The sequence below is a fragment of the Thioalkalivibrio sp. XN8 genome (assembly GCF_011058255.1).
GTDB lineage: Bacteria > Pseudomonadota > Gammaproteobacteria > Steroidobacterales > XN24 > XN24.
The window spans coordinates 369,609-385,001 of record NZ_JAALFH010000067.1 but is presented as its reverse complement, the minus strand read 5'-3'; the positions used below and the strand labels follow the sequence as shown (position 1 = coordinate 385,001).

The 15,393-nt window shown below is 70.3% G+C and carries 13 protein-coding genes; 5 read left to right on the top strand and 8 right to left on the bottom strand.

Annotated features, from left to right (window positions below):
• Positions 1–10: 10 nt before the first annotated feature.
• The 8 genes from cmk to mtnA form a co-directional block, all read right to left on the bottom strand.
• Positions 11–685, bottom strand: coding sequence for a (d)CMP kinase (gene cmk, locus G6N75_RS13980; protein WP_165348970.1), 675 nt, complete (start codon positions 683–685; stop codon positions 11–13).
• On the bottom strand, positions 682–2,001 hold the full coding sequence (gene aroA / locus G6N75_RS13975; protein WP_346765538.1) for a 3-phosphoshikimate 1-carboxyvinyltransferase: 1,320 nt from the start codon (positions 1,999–2,001) through the stop codon (positions 682–684). Before aroA ends, cmk begins: the two co-directional genes overlap by 4 nt.
• Entirely contained in the window at positions 1,998–3,122 is a 1,125-nt protein-coding gene (gene hisC, locus G6N75_RS13970; protein ID WP_165348969.1) for a histidinol-phosphate transaminase, read from the bottom strand. The genes aroA and hisC overlap by 4 nt, the downstream gene beginning before the upstream one ends.
• 26 nt (positions 3,123–3,148) lie before the next feature.
• The gene (gene pheA / locus G6N75_RS13965; RefSeq protein WP_165348968.1) at positions 3,149–4,258 is read right to left on the bottom strand and encodes a prephenate dehydratase; all 1,110 of its coding nucleotides are present in this window, start codon (positions 4,256–4,258) and stop codon (positions 3,149–3,151) included.
• Positions 4,259–4,265: 7 nt separating this feature from the next.
• A complete protein-coding gene (locus tag G6N75_RS13960; RefSeq protein ID WP_165348967.1) occupies positions 4,266–5,447 on the bottom strand; it encodes a phosphoglycerate dehydrogenase in 1,182 nt (393 codons plus the stop codon).
• Positions 5,448–5,516: 69 nt separating this feature from the next.
• Positions 5,517–6,596, bottom strand: a complete 1,080-nt coding sequence (serC, locus tag G6N75_RS13955) for a 3-phosphoserine/phosphohydroxythreonine transaminase (RefSeq protein WP_165348966.1) — start codon at positions 6,594–6,596, stop codon at positions 5,517–5,519.
• A 25-nt stretch (positions 6,597–6,621) separates the two neighbouring features.
• On the bottom strand, positions 6,622–9,198 hold the full coding sequence (gene gyrA, locus G6N75_RS13950; RefSeq protein WP_165348965.1) for a DNA gyrase subunit A: 2,577 nt from the start codon (positions 9,196–9,198) through the stop codon (positions 6,622–6,624).
• A gap of 132 nt (positions 9,199–9,330) precedes the next feature.
• Positions 9,331–10,395, bottom strand: coding sequence for an S-methyl-5-thioribose-1-phosphate isomerase (gene mtnA, locus G6N75_RS13945; RefSeq protein ID WP_165348964.1), 1,065 nt, complete (start codon positions 10,393–10,395; stop codon positions 9,331–9,333).
• Between the two features lie 92 nt (positions 10,396–10,487).
• On the opposite strand from mtnA, the gene G6N75_RS13940 reads away from it, so the two are divergent.
• Genes G6N75_RS13940 through G6N75_RS13920 form a run of 5 tightly spaced genes read left to right on the top strand, consistent with a single transcriptional unit; the run spans position 10,488 to position 15,384 of the window.
• A complete protein-coding gene (locus tag G6N75_RS13940) occupies positions 10,488–11,813 on the top strand; it encodes a TRZ/ATZ family hydrolase (RefSeq protein ID WP_165348963.1) in 1,326 nt (441 codons plus the stop codon).
• On the top strand, positions 11,806–12,525 hold the full coding sequence (ubiG, locus tag G6N75_RS13935; protein WP_165348962.1) for a bifunctional 2-polyprenyl-6-hydroxyphenol methylase/3-demethylubiquinol 3-O-methyltransferase UbiG: 720 nt from the start codon (positions 11,806–11,808) through the stop codon (positions 12,523–12,525). The genes G6N75_RS13940 and ubiG overlap by 8 nt, the downstream gene beginning before the upstream one ends.
• Positions 12,522–13,205: a phosphoglycolate phosphatase gene (gph, locus tag G6N75_RS13930; RefSeq protein ID WP_165348961.1), complete on the top strand. Its 684-nt coding sequence runs from the start codon at positions 12,522–12,524 to the stop codon at positions 13,203–13,205. Before ubiG ends, gph begins: the two co-directional genes overlap by 4 nt.
• Positions 13,202–14,539, top strand: coding sequence for a DNA recombination protein RmuC (gene rmuC, locus G6N75_RS13925; protein ID WP_165348960.1), 1,338 nt, complete (start codon positions 13,202–13,204; stop codon positions 14,537–14,539). Before gph ends, rmuC begins: the two co-directional genes overlap by 4 nt.
• Positions 14,536–15,384: a squalene/phytoene synthase family protein gene (locus G6N75_RS13920; protein WP_165348959.1), complete on the top strand. Its 849-nt coding sequence runs from the start codon at positions 14,536–14,538 to the stop codon at positions 15,382–15,384. Before rmuC ends, G6N75_RS13920 begins: the two co-directional genes overlap by 4 nt.
• Positions 15,385–15,393 lie beyond the last annotated feature (9 nt).

The window sequence follows — 15,393 nt, the reverse complement described above, 5'->3', positions numbered from 1 at the left end:
CCACGCTTGCTCAGGCGTCCGGCGCGAGGCCGCGACGCTTCAATTCCTGCAGTACGCGCTCGATCACCGCCTCGATGTCCAGCGCCGTGCTGTCGACCACCACCGCGTCCACTGCCGGGCGCAACGGCGCCACGGCACGTTCCGCATCCCGGCGGTCACGGGCCGCCACCTCAGCCGAAAGGGCCGGAAGGTTAACATCAAACCCCTTTTCCTTCAACTGCTTATAACGGCGCCTCGCGCGCTCTTCGGCCGAGGCGGTGAGGAAGACCTTCAGCTCCGCGTCGGGGAAGATCACGGTCCCCATGTCGCGACCGTCCGCGACCAGGCCGGGTGCCCGCCGAAACTCGCGTTGCAGGCCGACCAGGGCGGTCCGTACGCCCGGCAGCGCCGCCACTTGCGAAGCGCGATCGCCGCAGGCCTCGCTGCGGATTTCCTCGCTCACCTCCTCGTCCCCCAGCCAGACCTGTTCGCCTTCGAAACGTACCGGCAAGTCCCGCGCCAGGCCGGCCAGGCCGGCCTCGTCGTCCAGCGCCACCCCGGCGCGGGCTGCCGCGGCGGCAACCAGCCGGTACAGCGCTCCGCTGTCCAGCAGGTGCCAGTCGAGCCGTGCCGCCACAGCCCGGCAAATCGTTCCCTTGCCGGCCCCGCCGGGGCCGTCGACCGCCAGTACCGGTGCCGTCTTCATGCGGCCCCCTGCTGGCGCTGGGCCTCGAGGCCGATCCCGAGGCGGGTCGCGTCCGCGGCGAAACCCGGGTAGGACGTGGCCACGTTGGCGACATCCAGGATCCGGATCGGGGCGGCGGCGCGGGCGGCGGCCACGGCGAAGGCCATCGCGACCCGGTGGTCGCCGGCGCTGTCGACAGTCCCGCCGCGCAGGACGCCGCCCTCGATGTCCAGGCCGTCGGGATGCTCGGCGACGGTGATGCCGGTCGCCGCCAGGGCCCGCGCCATGACGCCGAGCCGGTCCGATTCCTTGACCCGGAGCTCCTCGGCGCCCCGTACACGGGTTGTGCCGCGCGCCAGCGCGGCCGCCACGAACAGGACCGGGAACTCGTCGATGGCCAGCGGCACCAGCTCGGCCGGCACATCGATGCCCCGCAGCTCGCTGCGCCAGACGCCCAGGTCGGCCACTTCCTCGCCACAGGTCTCGCGGCGGTTGCGCACCTCGATCCGCGCGCCCATCAGGCGCAGGATCTCCAGCAGGCCCGTGCGGGTGGGATTGAGTCCGACCCCGCTTACGACCAGCGGGTCGTCGCCGGCCGCGAGCAGCCCGGCCACGATGAAGAAGGCGGCCGAAGAGAAGTCGCCCGGCACCACGACACTGCCGCCCCGCGGCCGGCACGGACCGGTGACGGCCGCGCCCCAGGGCCCCATTTCGACCGGGCACCCGAGGGCAGCCAGCATCCGCTCCGTATGATCGCGCGTGATCGCAGGCTGGCGCACCAGGGTCCGGCCGCCGGCCGACAGGCCCGCCAGCAGCAGGGCCGACTTCACCTGGGCGCTGGCGACCGACAGGTCGTACTCGAGGGCCTGCAGCGGCCCCGCCCGCCCGATCCTCACCGGGGGGCGCCCATCGGTGGTGTCCAGCACGGCGCCCATCAGGCGCAATGGTGCCGCCACGCGCTCCATCGGGCGGCGGCAGAGCGAAGCATCGCCGGTGAGCTCGGCCTCGATGCGGCGCCCGGCGAGCAGGCCGGTCATCAGCCGCAGGCCGGTCCCGGAATTGCCGAAATCGAGCGGCGCAGGCGGGTCACGCAAGGCCTTCGGCGGCGTCACCCGCACCCGCCCGTCCGGCAGGTCCTCCACCTCGGCGCCGAGCAGCTCGACCGCCCGCCGCGTCGCCAGGCAGTCGGCGCTGCGCAGGAACCCGGCGGCTTCCAGCGGCTCGGACGCGACGGCACCGAGCAGCATCACGCGATGCGAAACTGACTTGTCGCCCGGGACCGCCACCAGGCCGCGCAGCGGGCCCGAAGGCCGCGCGATCCATGCTGCGGCGCTCACTGCCCGACCACCTCCGCCAGCGCCGCCAGCAGCCGGTCGTTCTCGGCGGTGGTCCCGATGCTGATCCGCAGGTGCTGCGGCAACCCGTAATTCCCCACCGGGCGGACGATCACGCCGCGCCTCAGCAGGGCCTCGAACAGCGGACCGGCCGGCGCGCCCATGTCCACCAGGATGAAATTCCCCACCGACGGGACGACCTCGAGACCCAGCGCGGTGCAGCCGGCGCTGACGCGTGCCCGTTCCCGGTTGTTCAGCGTCACGCCCTGCGCCAGGTGTGCCTGGTCGCCGAGGGCCGCGAGCGCCCCGAGCTGCGCGGCCAGGCTGGTGTTGAACGGCTGCCGCACCCGGTTCAGCACGTCGGCGATCCCCGGATCGCTCAGGGCGTAGCCCATGCGCAGCCCCGCCAGGCCGTAGGCCTTGGAAAAGGTGCGGGTGACGACGAGATTCGGAAAGCGCTCCAGCCACCGGCTCGCGTCGGGATATTCCGGCTCGCGCACGTACTCGAAATAGGCCTCGTCCACCACGGCAATCACGTGGCCCGGCAGGCCGGTGAGGAAATACTCCAGCGTGGCGGCGTCGACCCAGCTGCCCGTCGGGTTGTTGGGATTGGCGATGAACACCAGGCGCGTGCGCGGCCCGACGAGTGCCGCCATCGCTGCCAGGTCGTGGCCCAGCGGCTGGTCGGGGTGGAACGCGGGGAACGCCTCGGCCACGCGGTGGTCCGCGCCGGTGGCCTGGACCGCCAGCGGGTATACAGCGAAGGCATACCGCGAGTAGACCGCCTCGAGCCCCGGCGCCAGGAAGCTCTCGGCGAGCAGCACCAGGATGTCGTTGGAGCCGTTGCCCAGCGTGATGCATTCCGGCGCCACGTCGTGCCGGGCGGCCAGCGCCGCCTTGAGGTCGAAGCCGTTGGCATCGGGATAGCGCGCCAGTTCGGGGACCCCCGCGGCGAGGGCCGCCGCGACTGCGGGGCTGGGGCCCAGCGGATTCTCGTTCGAGGCCAGCTTGACGATATCGCTCAGGCCGTACTCGCGTTCGAGTTCGGCGATCGGCTTGCCGGGTTGATAGGGCTGCAGGCCCTGCACTCCCGGCACGGCCAGGTCGAGGAACTTGTTGCTCATGACACCTCCCCAGGGAGGCCGGCAGTTTACAGGATCGCCGCCGGGTAGGAGCCCAGCACCCGCAGCCAGGCGGCTGCCTGCTCCAGCTCCGCCAGCGCCGCGGCCACGTTGGCGTCCGCGTAGTGGCCCTCGATATCGACAAAAAAGACGTAGTCCCACTTGCGGCGCCGCGACGGCCGGGATTCGATCCGGGTCATGCTGACGTCGTGCCGCGACAGCGGATGCAGCAATTCCTGCAGGGCGCCCGCGTGATGGCGCGAGGACAGCAGCAGCGAGGTCTTGTCCTGGCCGCTCGGCCCGGGCCGTTCGCGGCCGATGACCAAAAAACGCGTGGTGTTGTCGGGACGGTCCTCGATACTGGCCATCAGGATCCCGAGCCCGTAGACCTCGGCCGCGGTGTCGCCGGCGATCGCCGCCGCCCCCTCCTCCTCTGCCGCCAGCCGCGCCGCCACCGCATTCGAGGCCACCACCACGCGTTCCACGCCGGGCAGGCGCTGATCGAGCCAGGCACGACACTGGGCCAGGGACTGCTGGTGGGAATACACCCTGGCCACGCCATCCAGGCCGCTCATCCGGCCCAGCAGATGCTGGCGGATCCGCAGCTCGACCTCCCCGCTGATGTGCAACGGCGTGTTCATCAGCATGTCGAGGGTGGTGCCGACGGTGCCCTCGGTCGAGTTCTCCACCGGCACCACGCCGAAATCCGCCACGCCGGCCTCCACGTCGTGGAAGACCTCTTCGATCGACGGCAGCGCGAGCGTCCGCACCGAATGCCCGAACTGCTTCAGGACGGCGGCCTGGGAGAAAGTGCCTTCCGGGCCGAGGAAAGCCACCTTCATCGGCTCCTGCTGCGCCAGGCAGGCGGACATGATCTCGCGGAACAGGCGGACGATCTCGGCGTCCCTGAGCGGGCCCTCGTTGCGCGCCACGGCCAGGCGCAGGATCTCCGCCTCGCGCTCCGGCCGGTAGTAGTCCCGCGGGGTCCGGGACAGGCCGACCGGCTCCGGGTACTTGGTCGCGCCCACCTCGAGTGCGAGGCGTGCCCGCTCGCTGATCAGCTGCTGCAGCTGTTCGTCGATGGCATCGATCCGGCGGCGGATGCCGGCCAGCCGATCGTCGTCTCCGGTGGCGCTCATCTCCGTCTCAGGCCGCGGCGGGAATCATCCGCAGCGACAGCACGCCCTGGATCGAGCCGATCCGGGCGGCGACGTCCTCCGGCACCTGCCCGTCGACGTCCACCAGCGTGTACGCGAGCTCGCCGCGCGACTTGTTCAGCAGGTCGGAGATGTTCAGCTGGGCGGCGGCCAGCGCGGTCGAGATCTGGCCGACCATGTTCGGCACGTTGGCGTTGGCGATCGCCAGGCGGGTGCCGCCGGCGACCCGGGGCAGCACCGACTCGGGGAAATTCACGGAGTGCCGGATGTTGCCGTGCTCGAGGAAGTCGCGCACGTTCTCCGCCACCATGATCGCGCAGTTCTCCTCCGCTTCGCGCGTCGAGGCGCCGAGGTGCGGCAGGGCGATCACTTTCGGATGCCCTTTGTTCGCCGCGCTGGGGAAGTCCGTCACGTAGCGCCCGAGGCTGCCTTCGTCCAGGGCCGCCAGCACCGCGGCTTCGTCGACGACCCCGCCGCGGGCGAAATTCAGCACCACGCCGCCCGGCTTCATCAGCGCCAGGCGGTCGGCGTTGACCAGCGCGCGGGTGCCCTCGCCCAGCGGCACATGCACGGTGACCATCTGCGCGCGGCTGAACAGGTCGTCCAGGCTGGTCGCCTGGCGCACGCCCGAGCTCAGCTGCCAGGCCCGCTCCACCGTGATCCTGGGGTCGAAGCCGATGACCTGCATGCCCAGCGACAGCGCCGCGTTCGCGACCTCGACACCGATGGCGCCGAGGCCGACGACGCCGAGGCTCCGCCCCGGCAGCTCCAAGCCGACGAAACGCTTCTTGCCGCTCTCCACGGCCCGGTGCAGTTCCTCCTCGCTGCCCTCCAGCGTCCGCACGTAATCCCAGGCCTCGCACAGGTTGCGCGCCGCCAGCAGGATGCCGCCGAGCACCAGTTCCTTGACCGCATTGGCGTTGGCGCCGGGCGCATTGAAGACCGGCACGCCGCGCCGGCTCATCTCCTCGACCGGGATGTTGTTGACGCCTGCGCCCGCGCGGCCGATGGCCTTGATGCTGGCCGGGAGCTCGACCTTGTGCATGTCGGCCGAACGGACCAGCACCGCATCCGGATGGCCGATTTCCGACGCGACCTCGTAGCGGTCCCGCGGCAGCCGTTCGAGGCCGGCCAGGGCGATGTTGTTGAGGGTGAGGACCTTGAAAGTCATGGCAATCTCCAACGGCGGGGCGTCAACCCGACGATAGTGGCAGATTGATGCGGCATTGCAACACCAGGGCTAGCCGTGACGCCGCTCGAACTCCTGCATGAAGGCGACCAGGGCGTCCACGCCCTCCTGCGGCATGGCGTTGTAGAGGCTCGCCCGCATGCCGCCGACCGAGCGATGGCCCTTGAGGGTCAGCAGCCCCGCGGCCCGGGCCTGTTCGAGGAAGGGCCCGTCGAGGGCCGGATCAGCCAGCGTGAACGGGATGTTCATCCAGGAGCGGCAATGCGGCGCCACCGGGTTGGCGTAGAAGCCGGAGCCGTCGATCGCCGCGTACAGCGTCTCGGCCTTGCGCCGGTTGCGCGCTTCCATGGCGGCAAGCCCGCCCTGCTCCAGCAGCCACTCGAACACCAGGCCGGCGATGTACCAGCCCCAGGTCGGCGGCGTGTTCAGCATCGACCCGGCTTCCGCCTGCTGGGCGTAGTCCATCATCACCGGGGTCCCTTCCCGCGCCCGCCCGAGGAGCTCCTCCCGCGCGATGACGATCGCCAGGCCCGCCGGGCCGATGTTCTTCTGCGCGCCGGCGTAGATGAGCCCGAAGCGCTCGACGTCCAGCGGACGCGACAGGATCGTCGAGGACATGTCGGCGACCAGCGGCGCCGGGCTCTCCGGAACGAAATGGAATTCCACCCCGCCGATGGTCTCGTTGGGGCAGTAGTGGAGGTAGGCCGCGTCCGGGCTGAGTTCCCAGGTCGCGGGATCGGGGATCTCGGTATGGCGGTTGGGCGCCGAGTCGGCCGCCACCTGGGCATTGAGAAACCGGCGCCCCTCCGCCAGGGCCTTTTTCGACCAGGAGCCGGTGACCACGTAGTCGGCCTTGTCTTCGGCCCGCGCCAGGTTGAACGGGATGTTGCCGAACTGGGCGGTGGCGCCGCCCTGCAGGAACAGCACGCGGTAACCGTTGGGGATGTCGAGCAGGCGGCGCAGGTCCGCTTCGGCGCGCTCCGCGATGGACATGAATTCCTTGCCGCGGTGAGAGAGTTCCATCACGGACATGCCGCAGCCGCGCCAGTCGACCAGCTCGTCGCGCGCCCGCTCCAGCACTGGCAGGGGAATCGCCGCCGGCCCTGCGCTGAAGTTATAGACCCGATCCATCGTGATGCCCCCTCGGATAGTTGCCTTATTCGCTTTCGGCCCCGGCGTCCTCGTCCGCCTCGCCGCCTTCCTCGCCCTGTTCGGCCGCCACGCGGCCCATGCCGACCAGCCGCCCGCCCTCGTCGAGCTTGATCAGCCGGACGCCCTGGGTGTTGCGCGACAGCACGGGGATGCCCTCGATCGCCGTCCTGACCAGGACCCCCGTGCTGGAAATCATCATCACCTGGTCGTCCGGCTGCACCAGCAGCGCGCCGACCATGTCGCCATTGCGCTCACTGGTCTGGATCGCGATCACGCCCTGGCCGCCGCGCCGGTGCACGGGAAAATCGCTGATCTCGGTGATCTTGCCGTAGCCATGCTCGGTGGCCAGCAGCAGGTGGCCCTGGTCGGCGATGATCAGGGCGATTACCCGCTGGTCATCGGCCAGGCGGATGCCCCGCACGCCCGCCGCGGTCCGTCCCATCGGGCGCACGCCCGCTTCGCTGAAGCGGATGCCCTTGCCGTTCGAGGCACACATGACGATTCCCTGGCGCCCGTCGGTGATGCCGACGTCGATCAGGTAGTCGTCGTCGCGCAGGTCGATGGCGATGATGCCGTCCCGGCGGGGCCGCGAGAAGGCCACCAGCGGCGTCTTCTTAACGGTGCCCCGGCTGGTCGCCATGAACACGAAAGGACCCTCGATGAACTCGCGGATCGGCAGGACGGCGTTGATCCGCTCGTCCGCCTCCAGCGGCAGCAGGTTGACGATCGGCTTGCCGCGCGAGCCGCGGCCGGCGACCGGCAGTTCGTAGACCTTCAGCCAGTAGACCTTGCCCCGGCTGGAGAAGCACAACAGCCAGTCGTGGGTATTCGCGATGAACAGCTTGTCGACGAAGTCCTCTTCCTTGACCTTGGTGGCGGCGCGGCCGCGCCCGCCGCGCCGCTGGGCCTGGTAGTCGGTGACGGGCTGCGCCTTGGCGTAGCCGCCGTGCGAGAGGGTCACGATGACGTCCTCCTCGCTGATCAGGTCTTCCATCGACAGGTCGAGATGGGTGCGGAGGATCTCGGTGCGGCGCTCGTCGCCATACTCCTCGCGAATCGCCAGGAGTTCTTCGCGAATCACTTCTGCCAGCCGGTCCGGGCTTTCCAGGATCAGAGAATAATCTTTAATTTTCTCGATTATCTCTTCGTATTCATTAATGATTTTATCTTGCTCAAGGCCGGTCAGGCGATGCAGGCGCAAGTCGAGGATCGCCTGTGACTGGGCGTCCGACAGCTGGTAGGCACCCGCGACCAGCCCGAGGCTGGCGTCCAGCCCCGCCGGCCGCGTGGCCTCGGCGCCGGCGCGTTCGAGCAGGCCGGTCACCACCCCCGGGGCCCAGTTGCGGCTGGTCAGCGCGGCGCGCGCTTCTGCCGGCGAGGGCGAGGCCTTGATCAGGGCGATGACCTCGTCGATGTTGGCCAGGGCCACCGCGAGGCCTTCCAGCACGTGGGCCCGCTCGCGCGCCTTGCGCAACTCGTAGATGGTCCGCCGCGTGACGACCTCGCGCCGGTGGCGCAGGAAGGCCTGCAGCATTTCCTTGAGCGTCAGCAGTCGCGGCTGCCCGTCGACCAGGGCGACCATGTTGATACCGAAGACCGTCTGCAGCGGGGTGTGCTTGTAGAGGTTGTTGAGGACGACGTCGGCGTTCTCGCCCCGCTTGAGCTCGATCACCACCCGCAGGCCGTCCTTGTCGGATTCGTCGCGCAATTCGCTGATGCCTTCGAGCTTCTTCTCGCGCACCAGTTCGGCGATCTTTTCCACCAGCCGCGCCTTGTTCACCTGGTAGGGCAGCTCGGTGACGATAATGGCCTGGCGCCCGCCTTCACGGATGTCCTCGAAATGGCTGCGGGCCCGGATATGGACCCGGCCACGCCCGGTCCGGTAGGCCTCCACGATCCCGGCCGCCCCGTTGATCAGCCCCGCTGTCGGGAAGTCCGGTCCCGGCACGAACTCCATCAGCGCTTCGACGCTCAGCTCGGCATCGTCGATCAACGCGACGCAGGCGCTGATCACTTCCGCCAGGTTATGCGGGGGGATGTTGGTCGCCATGCCGACGGCAATGCCGGCCGAGCCGTTGACCAGCAGGTTGGGCACCCGCGTCGGCAGCACCGCCGGCTCGTGCTCCGACTCGTCGTAATTCGGGACGAGATCGACCGTTTCCTTGTCGATGTCGGCCAGCAGTTCGTGGGCCAGCTTGGCCATGCGGACCTCGGTGTACCGCATGGCCGCGGGCGAATCGCCGTCGACCGAGCCGAAGTTGCCCTGCCCGTCCACCAGCACGTAGCGCATGGAGAAGGGCTGGGCCATCCGGACGATGGTGTCGTACACGGCCGTATCGCCGTGCGGGTGGTATTTGCCGATGACGTCGCCGACGACGCGCGCGGACTTCTTGTACGCCTTGTTCCAGTCGTTGCCGAGTTCCCGCATGGCGTACAGCACGCGGCGATGAACCGGCTTCAGGCCGTCTCGCACGTCGGGCAGTGCGCGGCCCACGATCACGCTCATGGCGTAATCGAGGTAGGACTGCTTCATCTCGTCTTCCAGGTTGACCTGGAGGATCTCTTTGGCGACTTCAGTCATGGAGCGATTTGCCGTTTCTTTTCATGAACTTGAATGCAGCCGCCGCGCTCGTGATGCGGCGCGTCATGGAGGCTGTGTACAAGCTGGTTATGTTACCACAGCGGGCTCCTTCGAGCCCCGCCGCGGAGGGGGTCAGGGCGGCAGCAGGCGTGCCAGCGCGGCGGGGCCCGGCGGGGCCGCTATGCCCCGCTCCGTGACCAGCGCGTCGACCAGTTCGGCCGGGGTCACGTCGAAGGAAGGGTTGGCGGCGGAGGCGCCGTCCGGGGCGCCCCCGGCGGCCTGCCAGAGCTCCGCCGCATCGCGTTCCTCGATGGTCACCGTGTCGCCGGTCGGAGTCCCCGCATCCAGCGTCGAAGTCGGGGCGACGACCATGAAGCGCACGCCGTGATAGCGGGCCGCGACGGCCAGGCTGTAGGTGCCGATCTTGTTCACCACGTCGCCGTTGGCCGCCACGCGGTCGGCGCCGACGATCGCCCAGGTCGGCGGCTCCCGGCGCATGAGCTGGGCCGCCGCCGAATCGGTGATGACCGTCGCCGGAATACCGTCCCTCGCCAGTTCCCAGGCTGTCAGCCGCGCGCCCTGGAGCCAGGGTCGGGTTTCATCGACCCAGACCCGGGTGATCTTGCCCTGCCGCCAGGCCTCCCGGATCACCCCCAGCGCCGTGCCCAGCCCGCCGGTGGCCAGCGCGCCGGCATTGCAATGGGTGATCACCGCGCCCTGCTGTTCGATGAGCCCGGCGCCGAGGCGCGCCATGGCCTGGTTCATGGCGATGTCTTCCGCATGGATCCGCCGCGCTTCGGCCAGCATGGCGGCCTCCGGCTCCGCCCCGGCCGTTGCGGCAGCCGCCAGCATCCGGTCCACCGCCCAGCCCAGGTTGACGGCCGTCGGCCGCGCCGCACGCAGCCGCTCGAGGTCCTCTTGGAACTTCGCCTGCCAGTCCGGGCCGTCGGAACGGGCCCGGTCGCGGGCGGCCAGCACGGCGCCGTAGGCGGCGGTGACGCCGATCGCGGGCGCCCCCCGCACGACCATTTCCCGAATCGAGAGCGTCACGGCGTCCACGTCCTCGCAGACCACGCGGCGCACATCGCGGGGCAGGCGCCGCTGGTCGAGCAGGTCGACCTTGCCGTCGCGCCACAGCACCGCGTTGATCCCGGTCGGATCGGTCGGCTCGGGCGGCGTGGGGAGAGGTCCGGTCATGCTGTTACGCTCGTTCGTGTGGGCCGGGAACGATAGAATGTACGAATTTGGCCGCATCCGCCTCGCGGGCGGTCGCCGCCGAGTAATCGAGCATGGAGAAAGTCGACACCCTGATCAAGGCCCGCTGGGTTGCGCCCGTCGCTTGCCCCGGCGTGCTGGAGCAGCACGCCGTGGCGCTGCGCCAGGGCCGGATCGTCGACCTGCTGCCGGCAGCCGAGGCCGTGGCCCGCTATACGGCGGACGAGGTGCTGGACCGGCCGGCGCACCTGCTGATCCCGGGCCTGGTCAATGCGCATACGCACGCGGCGATGACCCTGCTGCGCGGCCTGGCGGACGACATCCCCCTGATGCAGTGGCTGCAGGAGCACATCTGGCCGGCCGAACAGCGCTGGATGAGCGCCGAATTCGTCGAGCACGGGAGCGAGCTGGCGATGGCCGAGATGCTGCTCGGCGGCACCACCACCTTCAACGACATGTATTTTTTTCCGGAGGTCGTTGCGCGCGCCTCGGCCCGGATCGGCATGCGGGCTTGCGTCGGGATGATCCTCATCAAGTTCCCGACCGTCTGGGCCGGCGACATGGCCGAGTACCTGCGCAAGGGACTGGCCCTGCGCGACGAGTACAAGGGTCACCCGCTGGTCAGCACGGCCTTCGCCCCGCACGCGCCCTATACCGTGGACGACGAGTACCTGGTGAAAATCCGCCGCCTGGCGGACGAGCTGGAAGTCCCGGTGCATACCCATGTGCACGAGACGGCGGAGGAAGTCATGGCCAGCGTGGTCGACTCGGGCGAACGGCCCTTCGCCCGGCTGGACCGGCTCGGGCTGGTGTCGCCGATGCTGATGGCCGTGCACATGACCCAGCTGGAGGAGACGGAGATCGAGCGGCTGGCGGCGACCGGGGCCAGCGTGGTGCACTGTCCTGAATCCAACCTGAAGCTCGCCAGCGGATTCTCTCCTGTGGCCAGGCTGGTCGAGGCCGGCGTCAACGTGTGCCTCGGCACCGACGGGGCGGCGAGCAACAACGATCTCGACATGCTCGGCGAGATGCGGACCGCGGCGCTGCTGGCCAAGGGCGTGGCGGGCCGGGCCGACGCCGTCACGGCGGAACAAGTGCTCGCCATGGCCACCCGCAACGGCGCCCGGGCCCTGGGGCTCGGCGAGGAAACCGGCACGATCGAGCCGGGCAAGTGGGCCGACCTGTGCTGCGTGGACCTCGGCCGGCCGGGCACCTGGCCGGTGTACGACCCCGTAGCTCAGCTGGTCTACGCGGCCTCGCGCGACCAGGTTGCGGACGTGTGGGTTGCCGGCCGGAGGATGGTCGCCGAGGGGCGCCTGACCCGGCTCGACCCCGTCGCCATCGCGCGCCAGGCCGAGGACTGGCGCAGCCGCATTGCAGGAGCAGACCAGCATGAATGAGACCAGCACCGCCAATGTCGACGCCGCCGAGATCGCCCGCTTCGAGGCGCTCGCCGACCGCTGGTGGGACCCCGAAGGCGACTTCAAGCCCTTGCACGACATCAACCCCGCGCGACTCGAATACATCGACGAACGGGTCGCCCTGGCCGGCAAGCGCGTGCTCGACATCGGCTGCGGCGGCGGGATCCTGGCCGAATCCATGGCTCGCAAGGGCGCGACCGTCACCGCCATCGACATGGCCGAGGCTCCCCTGGCCGTGGCGCGCATCCACGGCCGCGAATCCGGGCTCGAGCTGGAGTACCTCAAGTGCACCGCGGAGGAGCATGCAACCGCCCGACCGGCCGCCTACGACGTGGTCACCTGCCTGGAGATGATCGAGCACGTCCCGGATCCTTCGCTGGTGGTCGCGGCCTGCCACGCGCTGGTCAGGCCGGGCGGCCAGGTCTTCTTCTCGACCATCAACCGTAATCCCAAGGCCTGGGTGATGGCGATCTTCGGCGCCGAGTACGTCCTGCGGCTGCTGCCGCGCGGCACCCACGAATATGGCAAGCTGGTGCGGCCCTCCGAACTGGCCGACTGGATGCGCGCGGCGGGACTGGAGCTCAACGAGTTCACCGGCATGCACTACAACCCCTTCACGCGGTCCTGCACCCTGGGCGGCAACGTGGACGTGAATTATCTTGCCCACGGGCGCCGGCCGGAGCAGGCATGAAGCGCCACGCGGCGATCCTGTTCGACCTCGACGGCACCCTGGCCGACACGGCGCCTGACCTGGCGGCGGCATTGAACCAGATGCTGGTAGAGGACGGCCGGGCGCCACTGCCCTTCGCGCAGCTGCGCCCCTGGGTCTCGTGGGGGGCGATGCGGCTCATCCGGGTCGGCTATGGCGAGCAGCTCGAGGCGGCCACGCTGCAGGTCCTGCGGGGCCGCTTCCTGGCCTGCTACGAGGCCGGCCTGTGCCGCGACTCGCGGCTGTTTCCCGGCATTCCGGAGGTGCTCACGGCGCTCGAGGACGCGGGCGTGCCCTGGGGCATCGTCACGAACAAGCCTGGCTGGCTCACCGAGCCGCTGCTCGGCGCGCTGGGACTCGGCGGCCGCGCCGCCACGGTGATCAGCGGCGACACCCTGCCCTACGCCAAGCCCCATCCCCTGCCCCTCCTGCATGCCGCCCGCGAGCTCGCGGTGGCAGCGACGCATTGCGCCTATGTCGGGGACAACATCCGGGACATCGAGGCCGGCCGGGCGGCGGGCATGCATACCGTGGCTGCCGCCTGGGGCTACATCCCCGCCGATGATGACCCCGCAGCCTGGCAGGCCGACACCCTGCTGGCCGATCCGCGTGCGCTCGGCGCCTGGCTCGCCGCGCCCGGGGCGCTGGCTGGCGTGGCATGAACGCCATCGACCTCGCCCAGCTGACGCCGTACCTGCTTTTCTCCGGCGGGCTGCTGGCCGGTGTCGTCATCGCCTTGCTCGCGCTGCAACCGCGAACCACCCGGCTGCGGGCGCAGCTGGCGGTGGCCGAGAGCCGCCTCGCGGCGCAGGTGCGCACCGAGGACGAGCTCAATGCGTCCATCAACGTGCTGGAGCAGCGCCTGGCGCGAATCTTCGACGACCTGTCACGGCGCTCGCTGCAGGACACCAGCCGCCAGTTCCTCGAGCTGGCGCAGCAGAACCTCGAGGTGCACCGCACGCGGGCCCAGGGCGACCTGCAGGCCCGCGAGCAGGCGGTCGAGCAGCTGGTCGCGCCGATCCGCCAGGCGCTGGAGAAAACCGAGAAGCAGATCGCCGAGATCGAGCGTGAGCGCAACCAGGCCTTCGGCAGCATCCGGGGCCTGCTCGAATCGGTCAACGCCAGCCAGCAGGCGCTGAGCGCCGAGACGCGCAACCTGGTCACCGCCCTGCGCCGACCCGAGGTGCGCGGCCAGTGGGGCGAGATGACGCTGCGGCGGCTGGTCGAGCTCGCGGGCATGGTGGAGCACTGCGATTTCACCGAGCAGGAGCACACCGTCTCCGCCGACGGCGTGCTGCGGCCGGACATGATCGTGCACCTGGCCGAAGGCCGGCAGCTCGTGGTCGATGTGAAGACCCCGCTGGACGCCTACCTGGCGGCGGTCGAAGCCACCGACGACGTGACGCGCGAGGCGGCACTCGAGCGCCACACGCGCAAGGTGCGCGAGCGGGTCCGCGAGCTGGCGGCCAAGCGCTACTGGGCGCAATTCGAGCGCAGCCCGGAGTTCGTCATCCTGTTCATTCCCGGCGACCAGTTCCTCAGTGCCGCGCTGGCGCGCGACCCCGGACTGCTGGACGAGGCCCTCAACCAGCATGTCATCCTGGCCACGCCGACCAGCCTGGTGGCGCTGCTCAAGGCCGTGGCCTACGGCTGGCGCCAGGTCGCCCTGGCCGAGAACGCCCGGCAGATCCGCGACCTCGCGGCGGAACTGCATCGCCGCCTCGCGACTTTCACCAGTCACCTGGCCCGCGTCGGCCGGACCCTCTCCAGCAGCGTCGACGCCTACAACAGCGCGGTCGGATCGCTGGAGCGCCAGGTGCTGCCGGGGGCGCGCAAGTTCACCGAGCTCGGGGTGCAGGCCCAGAAGCCGCTCGAATCCGTGCCCGAGATCGATCTCATCGCCCGTACGCCGCGGGGCGAAGCCGCCGAGGACTCGAACACCCCGCCGGCCGCAGCCGATGGCGGCGACGATCCGCCCCGGGGGCCGGACGCGTGACGCCGGTGGATCCCGCCGGCGGCAAGGGCGCGCCGCCGGGCTCGCCCGACTGGTACGCCCTGCTGTTCACGCCGGAGGAACGCCGGCCCGCGGTGGCGGCGCTGGTGGAACTCCGCGCCGAGATCATGGGTTCCGCCCGCGGACCCAGCGAGCCGGCCGTGGCCCGTGCCCGGCTCGACTGGTGGCGGGCCGAGCTGGCGGCTTTCGGCCAGGGACGGGCGCAGCACCCCGTCCTGCGCCGGCTGCGCGACACCAGCCCGGGGGGGGCGGTGCAGCCGGAATACCTGCTCGAGCTGGTCGACGCCTTCGACAGCGAACTGGGCCCCGGGCCGTGCCGCAACTATGCCGAGCTGTCCCTGTACTGCTATCGCAGCGGCGGCGTGCTGCAGGAGATGATCGCGGGCGTCCTGGGGCTGGCTGACACCGCCAACGAGCGCGCCGTGCGGCGCTACGCGCAGCGCCTCGGCACCGGGGCACGACTGGTAGAGCTGATCGCCAACCTCCGTGCCGACCTGGCCGCAGGGCGCCGCCTGCTGCCGCGGGACTGGATCGAGGAAACCGGCGCCCGGGAGGAGTTCGTCGCCACGCCCATGAACCCGGCCCTGGCGGCCTGCGTCGACCGGCTGGCCGGCGAAGCCCGCGTGGCGCTCGACGAGGCCGAGGGCTTGTTGCCGGGCATCGAACGACCCCGGCAGCGCACCGGCCTGGTGCTGGCGGCGCTCTATCGTCGCCATCTCGACCGCTTGCATCGCGCCGGCTTCGATCCGGAGGCCGCGCCGGGCAATCTCGATAACCTCTGGACCTGCTGGCGCGCGGCACGCCGGTCCCGCCGCACTGGCCCCTGAAACACGGAT

Excerpts from the sequence above, each read along its gene's own strand:
- cmk (WP_165348970.1), bottom strand. The coding sequence starts at position 685 with ATGAAGACGGCACCGGTACTGGCGGTCGACGGCCCCGGCGGGGCCGGC.
- hisC (WP_165348969.1), bottom strand. The coding sequence starts at position 3,122 with ATGAGCAACAAGTTCCTCGACCTGGCCGTGCCGGGAGTGCAGGGCCTG.
- pheA (WP_165348968.1), bottom strand. The coding sequence starts at position 4,258 with ATGAGCGCCACCGGAGACGACGATCGGCTGGCCGGCATCCGCCGCCGG.
- G6N75_RS13960 (WP_165348967.1), bottom strand. The coding sequence starts at position 5,447 with ATGACTTTCAAGGTCCTCACCCTCAACAACATCGCCCTGGCCGGCCTC.
- serC (WP_165348966.1), bottom strand. The coding sequence starts at position 6,596 with ATGGATCGGGTCTATAACTTCAGCGCAGGGCCGGCGGCGATTCCCCTG.
- gyrA (WP_165348965.1), bottom strand. The coding sequence starts at position 9,198 with ATGACTGAAGTCGCCAAAGAGATCCTCCAGGTCAACCTGGAAGACGAG.
- mtnA (WP_165348964.1), bottom strand. The coding sequence starts at position 10,395 with ATGACCGGACCTCTCCCCACGCCGCCCGAGCCGACCGATCCGACCGGG.
- G6N75_RS13940 (WP_165348963.1), top strand. The coding sequence starts at position 10,488 with ATGGAGAAAGTCGACACCCTGATCAAGGCCCGCTGGGTTGCGCCCGTC.
- ubiG (WP_165348962.1), top strand. The coding sequence starts at position 11,806 with ATGAATGAGACCAGCACCGCCAATGTCGACGCCGCCGAGATCGCCCGC.
- gph (WP_165348961.1), top strand. The coding sequence starts at position 12,522 with ATGAAGCGCCACGCGGCGATCCTGTTCGACCTCGACGGCACCCTGGCC.
- rmuC (WP_165348960.1), top strand. The coding sequence starts at position 13,202 with ATGAACGCCATCGACCTCGCCCAGCTGACGCCGTACCTGCTTTTCTCC.